14 protein-coding genes, 2 pseudogenes and 1 riboswitch are annotated in these 17,776 nt (G+C 74.8%); of the genes and pseudogenes, 9 read left to right on the top strand and 7 right to left on the bottom strand.

What is annotated here, in order from left to right:
- Positions 1-258, bottom strand: a pseudogene (locus AOK18_RS05880) ((2Fe-2S)-binding protein); the annotation flags it as partial.
- On the opposite strand from AOK18_RS05880, the pseudogene AOK18_RS05875 reads away from it, so the two are divergent.
- Together AOK18_RS05875 and AOK18_RS05870 are read left to right on the top strand one after the other, a co-directional pair.
- Positions 248-826 (top strand): annotated as a pseudogene (locus tag AOK18_RS05875) (Rieske (2Fe-2S) protein); the annotation flags it as partial. The pseudogenes AOK18_RS05880 and AOK18_RS05875 overlap by 11 nt on opposite strands.
- Before the next feature lie 4 nt (positions 827-830).
- Positions 831-1,373 carry a DUF1360 domain-containing protein gene (locus AOK18_RS05870; protein WP_055693615.1) on the top strand — a complete coding sequence of 181 codons (543 nt, stop codon included), beginning with the start codon at positions 831-833 and terminating at the stop codon, positions 1,371-1,373.
- Between the two features lie 46 nt (positions 1,374-1,419).
- Here the strand turns inward: AOK18_RS05870 and AOK18_RS05865 are convergent, their stop codons facing one another.
- Positions 1,420-1,941, bottom strand: a complete 522-nt coding sequence (locus tag AOK18_RS05865; protein ID WP_055693614.1) for a hypothetical protein — start codon at positions 1,939-1,941, stop codon at positions 1,420-1,422.
- 130 nt (positions 1,942-2,071) lie between these two features.
- Here AOK18_RS05865 and AOK18_RS05860 point away from each other — a divergent pair, with 130 nt between their 5' ends.
- From AOK18_RS05860 to AOK18_RS05850, 3 genes are read left to right on the top strand one after another with little or no spacing between them, the layout of a single operon-like run.
- Complete coding sequence (locus tag AOK18_RS05860; protein ID WP_055570987.1) at positions 2,072-2,536, top strand: hypothetical protein; 465 nt, start codon at positions 2,072-2,074, stop codon at positions 2,534-2,536.
- Positions 2,537-2,556: 20 nt separating this feature from the next.
- A complete protein-coding gene (locus AOK18_RS05855) occupies positions 2,557-3,708 on the top strand; it encodes a zinc-dependent alcohol dehydrogenase (protein WP_240503080.1) in 1,152 nt (383 codons plus the stop codon).
- Position 3,709: 1 nt separating this feature from the next.
- Complete coding sequence (locus AOK18_RS05850) at positions 3,710-4,474, top strand: catalase family protein (RefSeq protein ID WP_206281501.1); 765 nt, start codon at positions 3,710-3,712, stop codon at positions 4,472-4,474.
- An 80-nt stretch (positions 4,475-4,554) separates the two neighbouring features.
- Here AOK18_RS05850 and AOK18_RS05845 read toward each other — a convergent pair whose 3' ends face one another.
- Positions 4,555-5,862: a phosphatase PAP2 family protein gene (locus AOK18_RS05845; RefSeq protein WP_240503079.1), complete on the bottom strand. Its 1,308-nt coding sequence runs from the start codon at positions 5,860-5,862 to the stop codon at positions 4,555-4,557.
- Positions 5,863-6,339: 477 nt separating this feature from the next.
- Here AOK18_RS05845 and AOK18_RS05840 point away from each other — a divergent pair, with 477 nt between their 5' ends.
- Both AOK18_RS05840 and cobM read left to right on the top strand, forming a co-directional pair.
- Positions 6,340-7,629: a bifunctional cobalt-precorrin-7 (C(5))-methyltransferase/cobalt-precorrin-6B (C(15))-methyltransferase gene (locus tag AOK18_RS05840; protein WP_055693612.1), complete on the top strand. Its 1,290-nt coding sequence runs from the start codon at positions 6,340-6,342 to the stop codon at positions 7,627-7,629.
- The gene (gene cobM, locus AOK18_RS05835; RefSeq protein ID WP_055570983.1) at positions 7,626-8,375 is read left to right on the top strand and encodes a precorrin-4 C(11)-methyltransferase; all 750 of its coding nucleotides are present in this window, start codon (positions 7,626-7,628) and stop codon (positions 8,373-8,375) included. Before AOK18_RS05840 ends, cobM begins: the two co-directional genes overlap by 4 nt.
- A 70-nt stretch (positions 8,376-8,445) precedes the next feature.
- Here cobM and AOK18_RS05830 read toward each other — a convergent pair whose 3' ends face one another.
- Entirely contained in the window at positions 8,446-9,564 is a 1,119-nt protein-coding gene (locus AOK18_RS05830) for a cobalt-precorrin-5B (C(1))-methyltransferase (protein ID WP_055693611.1), read from the bottom strand.
- Between the two features lie 59 nt (positions 9,565-9,623).
- Between AOK18_RS05830 and AOK18_RS05825 the strand changes: the two genes are divergently transcribed.
- Positions 9,624-10,394: a cobalt-precorrin-6A reductase gene (locus AOK18_RS05825; RefSeq protein ID WP_055571550.1), complete on the top strand. Its 771-nt coding sequence runs from the start codon at positions 9,624-9,626 to the stop codon at positions 10,392-10,394.
- A 13-nt stretch (positions 10,395-10,407) separates the two neighbouring features.
- Here AOK18_RS05825 and AOK18_RS05820 read toward each other — a convergent pair whose 3' ends face one another.
- From AOK18_RS05820 to cobG, 3 genes are read right to left on the bottom strand one after another with little or no spacing between them, the layout of a single operon-like run.
- Positions 10,408-11,904 (bottom strand): precorrin-2 C(20)-methyltransferase, encoded by a 1,497-nt coding sequence (locus AOK18_RS05820; protein ID WP_055693610.1) that lies wholly within the window; start codon positions 11,902-11,904, stop codon positions 10,408-10,410.
- Positions 11,901-12,572, bottom strand: a complete 672-nt coding sequence (locus AOK18_RS05815) for a precorrin-8X methylmutase (protein WP_095533940.1) — start codon at positions 12,570-12,572, stop codon at positions 11,901-11,903. The genes AOK18_RS05820 and AOK18_RS05815 overlap by 4 nt, the downstream gene beginning before the upstream one ends.
- On the bottom strand, positions 12,569-13,876 hold the full coding sequence (gene cobG / locus AOK18_RS05810) for a precorrin-3B synthase (protein ID WP_175400234.1): 1,308 nt from the start codon (positions 13,874-13,876) through the stop codon (positions 12,569-12,571). Before cobG ends, AOK18_RS05815 begins: the two co-directional genes overlap by 4 nt.
- Before the next feature lie 45 nt (positions 13,877-13,921).
- Positions 13,922-14,073, top strand: a riboswitch (cobalamin riboswitch).
- A 33-nt stretch (positions 14,074-14,106) separates the two neighbouring features.
- Between cobG and cobN the strand changes: the two genes are divergently transcribed.
- The gene (gene cobN, locus AOK18_RS05805; protein ID WP_055693609.1) at positions 14,107-17,742 is read left to right on the top strand and encodes a cobaltochelatase subunit CobN; all 3,636 of its coding nucleotides are present in this window, start codon (positions 14,107-14,109) and stop codon (positions 17,740-17,742) included.
- The last annotated feature ends 34 nt before the right edge of the window (positions 17,743-17,776 follow it).

Raw genomic sequence — 17,776 nt, 5'->3', positions numbered from 1 at the left:
GACGACGTGCGGTACTTCCTCGGCGTGGTTGGCGCCGGAAGCCTGCCGGTACGCCAGGTGGCCGCCCAGCATGCCTCCCAGGCCGACCGCCGTCAGCCCGAGGAAACCGTACGCGCGGCCCGCTCCGGCCCGTCCGGTGAGGCGGCAGAGGAGCGAGGCGCCGTACAGGCCCACGGCCGCCGCGTTGGCCACGGCGTGCACCAGCCCAACCCGTGTCTGCTGACGACGCAGCTCGGCCCAGTCGACCGCGCCCGCCAACGCGGCGGCCGTGGGCCTGTACGGCGCCTCGCTCCTCTGCCGCCTCACCGGACGGGCCGGAGCGGGCCGCGCGTACGGTTTCCTCGGGCTGACGGCGGTCGGCCTGGGAGGCATGCTGGGCGGCCACCTGGCGTACCGGCAGGCTTCCGGCGCCAACCACGCCGAGGAAGTACCGCACGTCGTCAGCGAGGGCTGGCACCGGATCGGCACCGTGGACGAGTTCCCCGCGGACCGGCCCGTGCGGCGCGCCGTCGACGACGTACCGGTCCTGGTGGTGCGCGAAACCGGCGGGACCCTCCATGCGCTGGCCGATCGGTGCAGTCATCTGGCGGGCCCGCTGTCCGAGGGCACGGTCGCCGACGGGTGCGTCCGGTGCCCCTGGCACGGCAGCGTCTTCCGGCTGTCGGACGGCTGGAACGTCCGAGGCCCCGCCACCGCGCCCCAGCCCGCCTTCGACACCCGTGTCGTCGACGGGCACGTGGAGATCAGACTGCGCCGTGAGGACGGGACGGAGCGGCCGGACGGCCGCGCAGCGGACGGGACGCCGACGAGGGCAGAAGAGGACTAGGGGCATGGACACCGCAACCGACGGCCGGCTCGCGGAACGTCTGAGGCGACGGCTACGACGCACCGGAGGCACGTACTCGGCGGAGGAGACCCGCCCGCTGCGCGGCTATCTGACGGCCATGGCGGCTTTCGGCGCGTACACGGCGGGATGGGCGACGGTGCTGAGGATGCGTGGACGTCCGCTGCCGGACCGGCCCGTGCCGTGGGACGTGGCGCTGACCGCGGTGGCGACGTTCCGGCTGAGCCGGCTGCTGACCAAGGCGTCGGTGACCAGCCCCCTGCGCGCCCCCTTCACCACGTTCCAGGGCCCGCAGGGGCCGGCCGAGCTGCACGAGGAGCCACGGTCCGAGGGCGCCAAGGACACGGTCGGTGAGCTGGTGACGTGCCCGTTCTGCATGAGCGTGTGGGTGGCCTCGACCCTCACCGCCGGACAGCTGCTCTGGCCGCGCGCCACCCGCACCGCCATGGGGGCGCTCACCGCGCTGGCCGGCGCGGACGCGTTGCAGCTGACGTACAGCGCACTGGTGGAGAAGACGACCGGCGAGTGATCCCGCCGCACGTGCCCGAGGCCCGGGCGGTGCCGCGGCGCGGCGGTCACCGTCCCCGGGGCGGGGGACCCGCGTCGGCGTGGCGACCGGGGCGCGCCGCGGCGTGACGCTGTCCCGGGCCGGGACCCGAGCGGGCGGCCAGGGCGTCGGCGACGGCCCCGGTGGCGAAGGCGTACACCGTCTTGTGGAGCAGGTCCACGACGAGTTCGCGTCGCGGCCAGGTCGAGGGCGGGGCGCCGACGCCGGTGGCGTTCTCCAGGATCTGGTCGCTGGTGACCCGCACGACGGCGAACTTCCCCGACGACCAGGGCCCGCGCAGCCCGGCGTGCGACATCACCGACCTGAGGACACCGAGGAGGGCGCCCTGCCCCACGTGCATGGCCAGATTCACCGGTACGGTCCGGCGGCCCGGGTACTCGCGCATGCCGGTCAGGCGTTCCAGGGTGCGTGCGGGCACGTGGGAGTCGGGACGGCCGGTCAGCCGCTGCTCCGCCTTCTCGCCCAGCGTCATCACCAGCACCCCGGTCGTGCCGGCCGGCAGTCCCTGCCACAGCGCGTGCTTCATCATGCCGCCGCGAGTACCCCGCCTGCCCGCCCTCACCTCGTCGGGTGTGCCCCGGGCCGCCGCGTTTGGTCCCGCCGGCCGCGGAAACCCGCCGCGGGACGGGTGAGGGCCACGTTCGAGCGGAAGGCAACCCATGAAGAAGGCGCTGTGGACCATCCCGGTCGCCGCTGCCGGTGTCGCGGTCGCGCGGAAGGCCGGGGCGACGCGTCGGAGCGAGGACCGGGCCGGTGACCGATGGCTCACGGTGACGGTCAACCGGCCGGTGGCGGAGGTGCGGCCGGACGGGGAACTGCCCGGGCCCCTCCAGCGGTTCGCGCAGGAGATCGACGTGCGGGTCGCGCCGGCACCGGGTGACCGCGGCACGGAACTGGCCGCCCGGTTCAAGGAACCGACGCCCGCCGTGTCCACCTCCGTGCCCGCGCGTCTGGCCGGGCGGGATCCGCGACAGGACCTCCGGCGCGCGTTGCGCGAGGCCAAGGCCCTGCTGGAGGCCGGCGAGGTGCTGCGGCCCGACGCGCCGCCGACGACCCGCCCGACCCCGGGCGGCAAGCTGATCGGACTGCTCGGCCGCCGGTCCGGCGGGGAGGGAGTGCTGTGAAGGCGCTGTGCTGGGAAGGCGTGAACAAACTGTCCGTCGAGCAGGTCCCGGACCCGGAACTGCGCAACGACCAGGACGTCATCGTGCGGCTGATCGCGGGCACGACCTGCGGCTCCGACCTGCATCTCATCGGCGGCTACATCCCCGCCATGCGCGCCGGCGACGTCATCGGGCACGAGTTCGTCGGAGAGGTGGTGGAGACCGGCTCCGCGGTACGCCGGCACAAGGTGGGCGACCGGGTCGTCGTCTGCTCGTTCGTCGGCTGCGGACGCTGCTGGTACTGCGCCAACGACCTGTGGTCCCTGTGCGACAACACCAACACCAACCCCGGTGCCGGACAGGCCCTGTTCGGCTACGAGACCGCCGGCATCTTCGGCTACTCGCACGCCATGGGCGGCCTGCGCGGCAGCCACGCCGAATACGTCCGCGTCCCCTTCGCCGACTACGGGGCCTTCCCCGTCCCCGAGGGCATCGACGACACCAGCGCCCTGTTCGTCTCCGACTCCGTGCCCACCGGATGGATGGGCGCCGATCTCGCCGGAGTCGGGCCCGGCGACGTGGTCGCGGTCTGGGGCTGCGGCGCGGTGGGGCAGATGGCGGCCAGGGCGGCGATCCTGCTCGGTGCCGAACGCGTCGTCTGCATCGACCGCATCCCCGAACGGCTGGCCATGACCGAGCGGCACATCGGCGCGGAGACCATCGACTACACCACCACGGACGTCGCCGCCGAACTGCGCGAACGCACCGGCGGACGCGGTCCCGACGTGTGCATCGAGGCCGTCGGCATGGAAGCCCACAGCGACGGCCCGATGCACCTGTACGACCAGGCCAAGCAGCAGCTCCGGCTGCAGACGGACCGCCCCACCGCCGTGCGCCAGGCCATCCACGCCTGCCGCAAGGCCGGCACCGTGTTCATCCTGGGCGTCTTCGCGGGCGTCGTCGACAAGTTCCCGCTCGGCGCCGTGATCAACAAGGGGCTCACCGTGCGGGGCGCGCAGATGCACGGACAGCGTTACATCCCGATGCTGCTGGAGCGGATGGCCGCGGGCGAGATCAGGACGTCCCACCTGGCGACCCACGCCCTCCCGCTCGACCAGGCCCCGAGGGCGTACGACCTGTTCAAGCACAAGACCGACGGCTGCGTGCGCGCCGTCATCCGCCCCGGGCGCTGAGATGCCCCCCGCGACGCGCGACGGGGCGGCGTACCGGATCGCCGGCCGGCTGGCCCGGTGGCGCGCGGCACCGGCCCTGCACCCGCACGGAGTGCTGTGCTCGGGCACCCTGGACGTGCCCGGTCACGAAGGCGCGGGGTGGGGCGTGCGGTGGCTGGACCGGCCCGGCTCGTACCGGGCGACGGTGCGCTGGTCCCGCGCGCTCGGCCTGCCCCGACGGCTGCCGGACGCCCTGGGCCTGGCCGTCCGGGTCGAGGACGCCGACGGCCGGGGCAACGCGCTCGACCTGCTGTTCACGTCCAGTGGCTCCGGCCGGCTCGGCCGCCACCTGCCCCTTCCGCGGCCCGCCCCCCTGACCGGACCGTACTCCACCCTGCTGTCCTACCGGACGGGCGAGCGCGAACGCGTGCTGGCGGCCTTCCCCGCCCCCGGCCCGAGCGGCCCGCCGGAGGACGGCCCCCTGCCGGCCCTGTGGCAGGAACTCGCCCGCCGTCCCGTCCGCTTCGACCTGCGCGCGGCCGCACCCGGCGAACCCTGGCGCACCTTCGCCTCCCTGGCGCTGGAGGCGGCACACGGCACACCCGCCACCCACACGGTGTCCTACGACCCGTACGCCCACACCGTGCCCGGCCTGCGTCCCACCGGACGCCTGCGCCGCCTGCGCACCGCCGCCTACGCCGGCTCCCGGCGGGGCAGGACCGCCGGCCTCGCCCCCGAGGGCGGGGGAGGGGGAGCCGTCCCGGAAGTGCGGCCCTCCCGGCGGTGAACAGCGGACCGGCGGCACACGTACGGCGCGCCGCCGGCCCGCCCGGGACGTGCTCGGCCCACTCCCGGAGGCGCCGGGACTCAGACCGGTTCGGGCCGCGGTTCCGCGGGCCGCGGATCCGGCCGCGGCGCCGGGGCGGGCTTCGCGTCCCACCGTCCGGTGGTCCGCAGGTAGTGGTGGACCACCGAGGCCGTCGCCAGGACGAGGAGGGGGCCGAACACCCAGGGATGTCCGGCCATTTCCTGCGGCAGGTAGCGGTACGACAGCAGGAACACGGTGAAGACCACCGTGCCGTGGACGACCAGCCGGACGCCCGACCGGTCCCAGCCCTGGGCGAGCGAGCGCATCGCCGCCTCGATCGTGAGCGCGAACACCACTCCGGCGATGATGTCCGCGCCGTAGTGGTAACCGAAGCCCAGCGTCGCGCAGAGGGTGCTGACCAGCCAGAACGTGCCCGCGTACCGCATCGCCCGCGAGCCCTTGCGGGAATGGACGAAGAGGGCGACGGCCCACGCCGTGTGCAGACTGGGCATGCAGTTGCGCGGTGTGATCCCGTCGAACGGCATCGGCTGCGGGGTGCCGATCGACGGCAGCGCGTCGGGCCACAGGTGGGCCGCCGCCCACTGGCCGCCCTCGGCCCCGTAGGCGTACACCGGGCCGACGACCGGGAAGACCATGTAGACGGCCGGCCCGAGCAGACCGATGACCAGGAAGGTGCGCACCAGATGGTGGCCCGGGAAACGGCGTTCCACCACCACGTGGCGCAGCTGGTACAGCCCGACGAGCGCCGCTGCCAGCGGGAGCTGGACGTAGACCAGGTCGAGGACGTGGACGCTGACCGGTGCGGTGGCGTCGACGAGCCGGCCGACCAGCCACGCCGGGTCGCCCAGGGCGTGATCGGCGACCAGCACGTACTGGTCGAGCACCGTCGGGCGGGTCTTCGACGTGATGAGCAGCCAGGTGTTACCCGTCTTGCGGCCGGCCACCAGCAGCAGTCCCAGGCCGACGCCCTTCAGCATCAGCACGCGTTCCCCGCCGGTACGGCGCGTGACGGCGATGACGGCACAGGCCAGAACCACCCACAACGCGCCGTTGCCGAACTTCATCTCGGCGCCGGCCGCCCACCGCACCAGCAGGAAGAGGGAGTCGATGCCGAGCGCGGCACCCAGCGCGAGGAACCGCTGCCGCCAGGTGAGCACCACCATGGTCAGCGCCAGACCGGCGTACAGCACCGGACCCGACTCGGGGGCGAACACCACCTCCCGTACCTGATGGGTGATCGGCCCCGGAACGCCGTAGTGGCGTGCGGCGAGTTCCAGCGCGACGAGGAAGACGAGGGCCGCCGCGCCCGCGGCGGTCCACAGCGTTGCACGGGACCGTGGCCCCACGGGGGAGACGGACCCGTGGTCCGTCCGCGACGGTATTCGTGGTGGAGGGGTTTTCAACTGTTCGGCCCATTTACTAGGTTCTGGACAGATAGGTCACATGTCGAGCTGTCGTGCGGTGTGCTCTACCGGTGAAGAGCGGACGATCGGGAACATCGTCACGAGTTCGAACATGTTAGCGGCACGGGGGCCGGGTTCCGCCGGCCGTGAAGGGGGCCGGTCCGGGCCGGGGCGCCGTCGCGGTCCGCGAAGCCGTCCGGGAGCCGGTGCGGCCTTCAACTCCCCTTTTCACAAGCGCTGTTCGGGGGAGAGGTGCGGGCGGGCGGCCGGATTGCGGCACAGGCGGTCCAGCGGCTCGTCGCGGACCCCGGCACGGGTCGGGACGGGGGAGCCGCCGACGATGCGCACCCGAGTGCCCCCGTGCGGGAGGCCGCCCCGTAAAGTGCGTCTCCGACGTCCCCGACCCCGAGGTATCGAGCAGTGACCGCCGCCCGGCCCGCACCGACCGCCGCAGTGACCGTCGTCGGTATCGGCGCCGACGGCTGGGAGGGAATCCCCGACACCTCGCGGCAGGCCCTGCTCGGGGCGGACGTGGTGATCGGCGGCCCCCGGCAACTGGACCTCCTGCCACCGGAATGCGGCGGGGACCGGGTGTCCTGGCCCTCCCCGCTGCGGCCCGCGGTCCCCGGCCTGCTCGCGGCTCACGAAGGCCGCCGGATCGCCGTCCTGGCCAGCGGTGACCCCCTGTTCCACGGCATCGGACGCACCCTCACCGAGGTGCTCGGCGCCGCTTCCGTGCACGTCCTGCCGCACCCCTCGTCCGTCTCCTACGCCTGCGCCCGCCTCGGCTGGCCGCTGGAGGACACCGAGGTCGTCACGCTCGTGGGACGGCCCGCCGCCCGCCTGGCCGCCGCCCTGCACGACCGCCGGCGGCTGCTGGTGCTCAGCGCGGACGCCACCACCCCCGGCGAGGTCGCCGCCCTGCTGCGGGACCGGGGCTTCGGGCCGAGCCGGATGCGGGTGCTGGAACAGCTCGGCGGCGCCGGGGAACGGACGACGCGGGAGGCATCCGCCGACGACTGGCCGCCGCACGCGGGGGAGGGCCTCGACCCCCTCAACATCGTCGCCGTCGAATGCCGCCGCGCCCCCGGCGCCCCGCACCTCGGCGCCGTACCCGGGCTCCCGGACGAGGCGTACGAGCACGACGGGCAGCTCACCAAGCGCCACGTCCGAGCCGCCACCCTCGGCGCCCTGGCGCCCGCCCCCGGCGAACTGCTGTGGGACGTCGGCGGCGGGTCCGGTTCGATCGCCGTCGAATGGATGCGGACGCACCCCGCCTGCCGGGCGGTCGCCGTGGAACGCGACCCCGTCCGCGCCGAGCGGATCGTCCGCAACGCGCACCGGCTCGGCGTGCCGGGACTGCGGGTGGTGACCGGCGCCGCGCCCGCGGCCCTCGCCGGACTCCCGCGGCCGGACGCCGTCTTCGTCGGCGGCGGGCTCACCGCCCCCGGACTGCTGGACGCGTGCTGGGAAGCGCTCCCCGCGGGCGGACGCCTGGTGGCCAACACCGTCACGCTGGAGTCCGAGGCGCTGCTGGCCGAGGCCCGGCGGCGGCACGGGGGCGAACTGGTGCGGCTGGCGGTGGCGCACGCCGTTCCCGTGGGCGGCTTCACCGGATGGCGGCAGGCGATGCCGGTGACCCAGTGGGCGGTGCGCAAGACGTCCGAACCGTCAGAGGCCGTACCAGGAACAGCAGGAGCAGACACATGACCGTGTACTTCATCGGTGCCGGACCCGGCGCCGCCGACCTGATCACCGTGCGGGGCGCCCGGACGCTCGCCGCCTGCGGGGTCTGTCTGTACGCGGGCAGCCTGGTGCCGCGCGAGCTGCTGGCCGAATGCCCGCCCGGCGCACGGCTGGTGGACACCGCGCAGCTCGACCTGGACGAGATCACGGCCGAACTGCTCCGGGCGCACCGGGAGGGCCAGGACGTGGCCCGGCTGCACTCCGGCGACCCGTCCGTGTTCAGCGCGGTCGCCGAGCAGATGCGGCGGCTGGACGCGGCGGGGGTGCCCTACGAGGTCGTCCCGGGCGTGCCCGCCTTCGCCGCGGCGGCGGCCTCGCTGAAGCGGGAGCTGACCGTGCCGACGGTCGGGCAGACCGTCATCCTCACCCGGGTCGCCCACCGGGCGACCGCCATGCCGGAGGGGGAGGACCTGGCCACCCTCGGCCGCAGCGGCGCGCTGATCGTGCTGCACCTGGCGGCGAGGTACGCGGACCGTGTGGTCGAGGAACTGCTGCCGCACTACGGCGCGGACTGCCCCGCCGCCGTCGTCGCGTACGCCTCCCGCCCCGAGGAACTGATCATCCGCGGCACGCTCGACGACATCGCCGGGAAGATCAAGGACGCGGGAGTGCTGCGCACGGCCGTGATCATGGTCGGCCGGACGCTGGGAGCGGAGCAGTTCCGCGACAGCCACCTGTACTCGCCCGACCGGGAGCGGCACACCTGCTGAGCGGGACGCTCCGCGGGCGGCCCGGACCGGCCCGCCGACCGGGCCCGCCTCCCTTGCATCACGGCCTCCCTCAGGCCACGGAACTGCGGCCCACCACCGTCCCCGCCCGGTCGACGCAGATCACGTCGACCGCGACCGGTGCCCCGCGCAGCACGGCCAGCGCCTCGTCGCGGGCCGCCGTCGCGACCAGGTCGCCCAGCGGCACCCCGGCCGCCTGGCAGAGCTGGAGCGCGGCCAGGCCGGTGTTGGCGTCCGCCACCGCGGCGGCGAGGACCCCGTCCGCGCCGCCGCGCCGCGCCAGTTCGGCGAGGAACCCCTTGTCGACCTGGGAGCGGCCGGAGTGCAGGTCGAGGTGTCCGGCGGCGAGCTTGGAGAGCTTGGCGAAGCCCCCGCAGACGGTGAGACGGTCCACGGGGTGGCGCCGGACGTACTTCAGCACGGCGCCCGCGAAGTCGCCCATGTCCAGCAGGGCGTCCTCGGGCAGGCCGTACTCGGCGACGACGGTCCGCTCCGAGGTGGAGCCGGTGCACCCGGCGACGTGCGTGCGCCCCGCCGCCCGCGCCACGTCCACACCCCGGCGGATCGAGTCGATCCACGCCGAACACGAGTAGGGGACCACGATGCCGGTGGTGCCGAGGACGGACAGCCCGCCGAGGATGCCGAGCCGCGGGTTCCAGGTGGAGCGGGCGATCTCCTCGCCGTGGTCGACGGAGAGGGTGATCTCGACGTCCCCGCTGCCGCCGTACCGTCCGGCGACGCGGGCGACGTGCTCGCGCATCATCTGCCGGGGGACCGGGTTCACGGCCGGTTCGCCGACGGGCAGCGGCAGACCGGGACGGGTGACCGTGCCCACGCCCGGGCCCGCCCGGAACACCACCCCCGACCCGGCGGGAAGCCGCCGCACCGTCGCCCGCACCAGCGCCCCGTGCGTGACGTCCGGGTCGTCACCGGCGTCCTTGACGATCCCCGCCATGGCGTACGAGTCCGTCAGCTCCTCGGCGGCCAGCGCGAACGCCGGCGTCTGCCCCTTCGGCAGGGTGATCGTCACCGGGTCGGGAAAGCCGCCGGTGAGCAGCGCGGTGTACGCGGCGGTCGTGGCCGCGGTCGCGCAGGCGCCGGTGGTCCAGCCGGGCCGCAGACCGGTGTGCTTGAGTTGGGCGCTGCGCCCGCCCTCGGTCTCGCCGTTCATGCGCCGCCGCTCATGTCTCGCTCGGGGGAAGGGAACCGGATGAAGGGAAAGGAACCACCGTGCACGTGCTGATCCTCGGCGGCACCACCGAGGCCCGCCGCCTCGCCGAGCTGCTCGCGGACGACCCCCTGCCGTCCCTGCGCGTGACGAACTCCCTGGCGGGACGGGTGACCGCGCCCCGGACACCACCCGGCGAGGTGCGCGTCGGCGGCTTCGGAGGGGCCGACGGACTCGCCGCGTGGCTGCGCGGGAACGGGGTGGACCTGCTCATCGACGCCACCCACCCTTTCGCCGGCACGATCAGTTTCAACGCGGCGCGGGCCGCGACCACCACCCATGTTCCTCTCCTCGCGCTGCGGCGTCCCGGCTGGCTCCCCGTCGAGGGGGACCTCTGGCACGAGACCGGTTCCCTGGCCGAGGCCGCCGGACTGCTGCCCGCGCTCGGCCGGCGGGTCTTCCTCACCACCGGCCGGATGGGCCTGGCCGCCTTCGCCCACCTGCACGACCCGTGGTTCCTCGTCCGGTCCGTGGACGCGCCCGGCGCGCCGCACCCGCCCCGCATGGAGGTGCTGCTCGACCGCGGCCCGTTCACCCTCGACGGGGAGCGCGAGCTGCTGCGCCGCCACCGGATCGACGTCGTGGTCACCAAGGACAGCGGGGGAGCGGCCACCGCGCCCAAGCTGACGGCCGCCCGCGAGGCGGGGGTGCCCGTGGTCGTGGTGCGCAGGCCGCCGGTGCCCGACGGAGTGACCGTGGTGGCCGGGCCCCGGCAGGCGGCCCAGTGGGTCCGGGAGGCGTATGCGCGGTGCGCGTCCCCGGACCCCGGCTGAACCGCCGCGGGCCTCACGCCTCCGGATAGCGGCGGGGCGTCCAGACGACCTCCTCGCCGTCCCCCCGCCGTACGACGCGGGTCTGCGAGGAACCGACCAGCAGGACCGTGCGCATGTCGACCTCGGCCGGGTCCAGGTCCGCCAGCCGCACGATCCGCACCCGCTCGCCGGCCCCGCCCACGTCCCGCGCCACGACGACGGGCGTGTCCGGTGCCCGGTGCTCCAGCAGCAGTTCGCGGGCCTTGCCGACCTGCCAGGTCCGGCTGCGCGACCCGGGGTTGTACAGGGCCAGCACCAGATCGGCGCCGGCCGCGGCACGCAGCCGTTCGGCGATGACCTCCCACGGCTTGAGCCGGTCGGACAGCGAGACGGTGGCGTAGTCGTGGCCGAGCGGGGCGCCCGCACGGGCGGCGGCCGCGTTGGCCGCGGTCACGCCCGGCAGCACCCGCACCGGCACGTCCGCGTACTCCCGGTCCGAAGCGGCCTCCAGCACGGCCGTGGCCATGGCGAAGACACCGGGGTCGCCGCCGGACACGACGGCCACCCTGCGTCCCCGCAGGGCGAGTCGCAGCGCGAACTCGGCGCGCTCGGCCTCGACCCGGTTGTCCGAGCCGTGGCGCCGCTGGCCGGCCCGCACGGGCACCCGGTCCAGGTAGGTGGTGTAGCCGACCAGGTCGTCGGCGGCGGCGAGGGCGCCGCGCGACTCGGGCGTCAGCCACAGCGGCCCGGCCGGCCCGGTCCCGACCACGACGACCTCACCCACGGAGCCCGGCTCCCGGACCGCCGGTCCGGCGTCGGCCCGGCTCGGCAGCACGGCCACCGAGAAGTACGGCACGGAGTCCGCCTCCACGCCGGCGAGTCCGGCCAGACGCTCCCCGGCCATGGTGGCCCGCTCCACATACCGGGCCTCCTCCAGCCGCCCGGCCCGCTCCATCGCCCGGCGGACCTTGGGAAAGGTGCGCCCCAGCTTCATCACCACGGCCGCGTCCGTCGCGGCGAGCCGGGCGGTCAGCTCCTCCTCGGGCAGCGTGCCCGGCAGGATGGTCAGCACCTCCTCGCCCTCGGCGAGCGGGGTGCCCAGGCGGGCCGCCGCGGCCGAGACCGACGTGACACCGGGAATCACCTCGGTGTCGTAGCGGTCCGCGAGCCGCTTGTGCATGTGCATGTAGGAGCCGTAGAAGAGCGGGTCGCCCTCGGCGAGGACGGCGACCGTCCGGCCCGCGTCCAGGTGGGCGGCGAGCCGGGCCGACGCCTCGGCGTAGAAGTCGTCCATGGCGCCCTGGTAGCCGCCCGGGTGGTCGGTGGTCTCGGTGGTCACGGGATAGACCAGCGGTTCCTCGACGTGGTCGGCCCGTATGTGCTGCGCCGCGATGGAGCGGGCGATGGACCGGCCGTGGCGGGCGCTGTGGTAGGCGATCACGTCCGCCCCGGCGATGACCTCGACGGCCCGGACGGTCATCAGGGACGGGTCGCCGGGGCCGAGCCCGACCCCGTAGAGCTTGCCGCTCATTCTTCCTCGCTCGCGATCGCGTTGAGAGCGGCGGCGGCGATGGCGCTGCCTCCGCGACGGCCTCGGACGACCAGGTGTTCCAGGCCCGAGGGGTGGGCGGCCAGGGCGTCCTTGGACTCGGCCGCACCGATGAAGCCGACGGGCACGCCGATGACGGCGGCCGGCCTCGGCGCCCCCTCCTCGATCATCTCCAGGAGGCGGAAGAGCGCGGTGGGCGCGTTGCCGACGGCGACCACGGCACCCTCCAGGCGGTCGCGCCACAGCTCCAGCGCGGCGGCGCTGCGCGTGGTGCCGAGCTTCGCCGCCAGCTCCGGCACGGCGGGGTCGGAGAGGGTGCACAGCACGTCGTTGCCGGCGGGCAGCCGCCTGCGGGTCACGCCGCTGGCCACCATCTGCACGTCGCAGAGGATCGGAGCCCCGCCGAGCAGGGCCTCCCGTGCGCGGGCCACCACACCGGGGGTGTGACCGATGTCGCGGACGAGGTCGACCATCCCGCAGGCGTGGATCATCCGGACCGCGACCCGGCTGACGTCGGCGGGCAGGGCCGAGAGGTCCGCCTCCGCGCGGATGGTGGCGAAGGACTGGCGGTAGATGGCCGCCCCGTCCTTCTCGTAGTCGTAGGGGGTCACGGTGTTCTTCTCGCTGCTCTCGGTCGTCGTACGGCTCATGGGGTGACCGCCGCCAGGGCGGCGGCGAGGTGGGAGGGGTCGTCCAGAGCGGCGGTGCGCGCCGGCCGTCCCCGGACGACCGCCTCGACCCGGTAGCCGCCCTCCGGGGCGGCGACCACGTCGATCCGGTCGCCCCGGGGGTGTCCGCAGCGCCGTTCGCAGCCGGACCAGTACAGCGGCAGGGAGGAGCGGTCCGCGTCGGCGAGGGCGCCGGCCGCGTCCGCCCGCACGTCGGAACGCGACCGGCCGCACCCCGGCCGGCCGATGCAGGCGCCGACACGCAGCCAGGGGGAGGAGGCGTCGGTGACCAGGCCGGCTCCGGCGAGACGGGCCAGTGCGCCGGCCGTCGCCGCCACGTCCGTCCCGGGGACGGGGACGACGATGCCGCGCCACGGTGTCAGGCGCAGTTCCCCCGACCGGACTCCGGCGGCCACCCGGGTCACGGTCCGCCACTGACGGGACGTGAGGCGGCCCAGGGGCACGTGGACGGACAGGGCCGCACCGGTCACCCCGGGGGGCGGTCCCCCCGCCGTGGCGCGGTCGTTCGGCACCGGAACGCAGCCGATGCCCGCACCGGTCAGACGGGACCCGACCGTACGCGTCAACTCACCGGAAGAAACGCTCAGTTCGTCGATCCGCCAGACCTGCTCCCCGGTCTTGCGCCGCACGTCGAGGAACGTCTCGGCGGCGAGCAGGGCGGCCCGGGGCGCCTCCTCCCCGGACACCCGCAGGGCCCGCTCCGCCGAACCGACGGCGAGCAGGGCGCCGCCGTCGGCCAGCGCACGCACGGTCACGTCGGCGCCGAGCCCGGCGACATCGCCCCGCCCGTCGTCGAGAGCGAACAGGAACCGCCCGGACAGCGCCCGCGCCGCCTCGCTCGCGCACAGCGCCCCGTCCAGGGCCGACAACCACGGCCGCACCTCCCGGACGCCCCGTCCGTCGAGCCCGGACAGCGGCGAGGCGACGATGTTGCGGGCCCGTTCGTGCCCGTGCGAGGGGAGCAGTCCGGCCGCGTCCAGCAGTTCGGCGAGCCGTGCGCCGCAGTCGCCGCGCAATCCACGCAGTTGCACATTGCCGCGCGAGGTCAGGTGCAGTTCACCGTCGCCCAGCCGGTCCGCCGCGTCCGCCAGTGCCTCGGCCTGCGGCACGGTGAGCACCCCGCCGGGCACCCGGACCCGGGCCAACGCGCCGTCGTCGGCCGTGTGCAGCCGCAACGACCCCGGGCAGGCGTCATCGCGGTCCCGGGAGACCGCGATGGCCCGGGACGACGGGGGGAGGGGAGCCGTGGACATGGCGGCGAGCATACCGATCGTCACACCCGGTCCCCGCCCTGCCCTCTTCCCCCGACCCTTACTATGCTCCTGGGCGGATCATCAGATCCGCCATCGCCATGACGGCGACAGGGAGGAAGCCCGGTGCGAATCCGGCGCGGTCCCGCCACTGTGAGTCCGGCCCCCGACGGGCCGGACGAGTCAGGAACTCCCGCCGTCTTGTACCACCCGGGGCGCGGACCCCGAGGAAGGCCGGCCGACGCATGCCGCACTCGTCCGGGGAGCGCTCGACGCACCCCCGCATCCTGCTCCTGTCGACCTCCGACACGGACCTGCTCAGCGCCCGCGCGGCCGACGGCCCGGTGCCCTACCGCTTCGCCAACCCCTCCCGCCTCCCGCTCGACGACCTGCCCGCACTCCTCGAGGGCGTCGGCCTGGTCGTCGTGCGCCTCCTCGGCGGACTGCGCGCCTGGGAGGACGGCCTCGGCCTGCTGCTCGCCGACGGCCGCCCGGTCGTCGTCCTCACCGGTGAACAGGCCCCCGACGCCCAGCTGATGGCCGCCTCCACGGTCCCCGTCGGCATCGCCGCCGAGGCACACGCCTACCTCGCCCACGGCGGGCCCGCCAACCTCGAGCAGCTCGCCCGCTTCCTGTCCGACACGGTCCTGCTCACCGGCCACGGCTTCGAGGCGCCCGCACCCGCACCCGCCTGGGGCCCGCTGGAGCGCACACCCCGCGAGGGCGCCGACGGTCCGACCGTCGCCGTGCTCTACTACCGGGCCCACCACATGAGCGGCAACACCGCCTTCGTGCACGCCCTGTGCGACGCCGTGGAGGACGCGGGCGGGCGGCCCCTGCCGCTGTACGTGGCCTCCCTGCGCGCCCCCGAACCCGAACTGGTCGAGGAACTGCGCGCGGCGGACGTCATCGTCACGACCGTCCTCGCGGCCGGCGGCACCAGGCCCGCCGAGGCCTCCGCCGGCGGCGACGACGAGTCCTGGGACGCGGGCGCGCTCACCACCCTGGACGTGCCGATCCTCCAGGCCCTGTGCCTGACCGGCTCCCGCACCGCCTGGGAGGAGAACGACGAGGGCGTCTCCCCGCTGGACGCCGCGAGCCAGATCGCCGTGCCCGAGTTCGACGGCCGCCTGATCACCGTCCCGTTCTCCTTCAAGGAGATCGACGCCGACGGCCTCCCCGCCTACGTCGCCGACCCCGAGCGCGCCGCCCGCGTGGCCGGCATCGCCGTGCGCCACGCCCGCCTGCGGCACATCCCGGCCGCCGACAAGCGCCTGGCCCTCGTCCTGTCCGCCTACCCGACCAAGCACTCCCGCATCGGCAACGCGGTCGGCCTGGACACCCCCGCCAGCGCGGTGGCCCTGCTGCGCCGGCTGCGGGACGAGGGGTACGACTTCGGCGACACCGACGTGCCCGGACTGGCCTCCGGGGACGGCGACGAACTGATCCGCGCGCTGATCGAGGCGGGCGGCCACGACCAGGACTGGCTCACCGAGGAACAGCTCGCCCGCAACCCGGTGCGCATCCCGGCCGCCGACTACAAGCGCTGGTACGCCACCCTCCCCGGGGAACTGCGCGCGGCCGTCGAGGAGCACTGGGGCCCGGCACCGGGCGAGATGTTCCTCGACCGCAGCCGCAACCCGGAGGGCGACATCGTCCTCGCCGCCCTGCGCCGCGGCAACCTGCTGATCCTCATCCAGCCCCCGCGCGGCTTCGGCGAGAACCCCATCGCCATCTACCACGACCCCGACCTGCCGCCCTCCCACCACTACCTCGCCGCCTACCGCTGGATCGCCGCGCGGACCGAGGACGGCGGCTTCGGCGCGGACGCCATGATCCACCTCGGCAAGCACGGCAACCTGGAGTGGCTGCCCGGCAAGAACGCCGGCCTGTCCGCCGCCTGCGGCCCCGACGCCGCCCTCGGCGACCTCCCCCTGATCTACCCCTTCCTGGTCAACGACCCGGGCGAGGGCACCCAGGCCAAGCGCCGGGTCCACGCCACCCTCGTCGACCACCTGGTCCCCCCGATGGCCCGCGCCGACTCCTACGGAGACATCGCGCGCCTGGAACAACTCCTCGACGAGTACGCCCAGATCGCCTCCATGGACCCGGCGAAGCTCCCGGCGATCCGCGCCCAGATCTGGACCCTCATCCAGGCCGCCAGGCTGGACCACGACCTCGGCCTCGACGACCGCCCCGACGACGACGGCTTCGACGACTTCCTCCTGCACGTCGACGGCTGGCTGTGCGAGGTCAAGGACGCCCAGATCCGCGACGGCCTCCACGTCCTGGGCACCCCGCCCGCCGGCACCGACCGGGTCAACCTGGTCCTGGCGATCCTGCGCGCCCGCCAGATCTGGGGCGGCGTCACCGCCCTGCCCGGCCTGCGCGAGGCCCTCGGCCTCGACGAGTCCGCCGCCACCCGCACCACGGCCGACGAGGCGGAGGAGAAGGCCCGCGCCCTGGTCCAGGCGATGGAGGACGCCGGCTGGGACCCGGCCGCCGTGTCCGCCGTGTCCGCCGAGCACGGTGAACAGGTCGCCGCCGTCCTGGAGTTCGCCGCCCGCGAGGTCGTCCCGCGCCTCGCGGCCACCACCGCCGAACTCGACCACACCGTCCACGCCCTGAACGGCGGCTTCGTCCCCGCGGGCCCCTCCGGCTCCCCGCTGCGCGGCCTGGTCAACGTCCTGCCGACCGGCCGCAACTTCTACTCGGTCGACCCGAAGGCCGTCCCCTCCCGCCTCGCCTGGGAGACCGGACAGGCCCTCGCGGACAGCCTCCTGCAGCGCTACCGCACCGACAACGGCGACTGGCCCGCCTCGGTCGGGCTCTCCCTGTGGGGCACCAGCGCCATGCGCACCGCCGGGGACGACGTCGCCGAGGCCCTCGCCCTGCTGGGCGTCCGCCCCGTCTGGGACGACGCCTCCCGCCGCGTCACCGGGCTGGAGGCCATCCCGTACGAGGAGCTGGGCCGCCCCCGCATCGACGTCACCCTGCGCATCTCCGGCTTCTTCCGCGACGCCTTCCCGCACACCGTCGGCCTCCTCGACGACGCCGTCCGCCTGGCGGCCTCCCTCGACGAGCCGGACGAGGCCAACCACGTCCGCGCCCACGTCCGGGCCGACCTCGCCGAGCACGGCGACGAACGCCGGGCCACCACCCGCATCTTCGGCTCCCGCCCCGGCACCTACGGCGCCGGCCTGCTCCAGCTCATCGACTCCCGCGACTGGCGCACCGACGCCGACCTCGCCGAGGTCTACACCGTCTGGGGCGGCTACGCCTACGGCCGCGAACTGGACGGCCGCCCGGCCCGCGACGAGATGGAGACGGCCTACAAGCGGATCGCGGTGGCCGCCAAGAACACCGACACCCGCGAGCACGACATCGCCGACTCGGACGACTACTTCCAGTACCACGGCGGCATGGTCGCCACCGTCCGCGCCCTGCGCGGCACCGCGCCCGAGGCGTACATCGGCGACTCCACCCGCCCCGAGACGGTCCGCACCCGCACCCTGGTCGAGGAGACCTCGCGCGTCTTCCGCGCCCGGGTGGTCAACCCGAAGTGGATCGAGGCGATGCGCCGCCACGGCTACAAGGGCGCCTTCGAACTCGCCGCCACCGTGGACTACCTGTTCGGCTACGACGCCACCACGGGAGTCGTCGCCGACTGGATGTACGACAAGCTCACCGAGGCCTACGTCCTGGACCCGGCCAACCGCGAGTTCCTGCAGCAGGCCAACCCCTGGGCCCTGCACGGCATCGCGGAACGGCTGCTGGAGGCCGAGTCGCGCGGCATGTGGGAGAAGCCCGACCCGGCGGTCCTCGACGCGCTGCGGCAGGTGTACCTGGAGACGGAGGGCGACCTGGAGGGCGAGGACTGAGGGGCGGACCGGGCGGCGGCCGGCCGCCCGGTCT

This window comes from Streptomyces prasinopilosus, from assembly GCF_001419695.1.
Taxonomy (GTDB): Bacteria; Actinomycetota; Actinomycetes; order Streptomycetales; family Streptomycetaceae; genus Streptomyces; species Streptomyces prasinopilosus.
The sequence above is the reverse complement of the archived record's forward strand: the minus strand, read 5'-3'. Positions and strand labels throughout refer to the sequence as shown.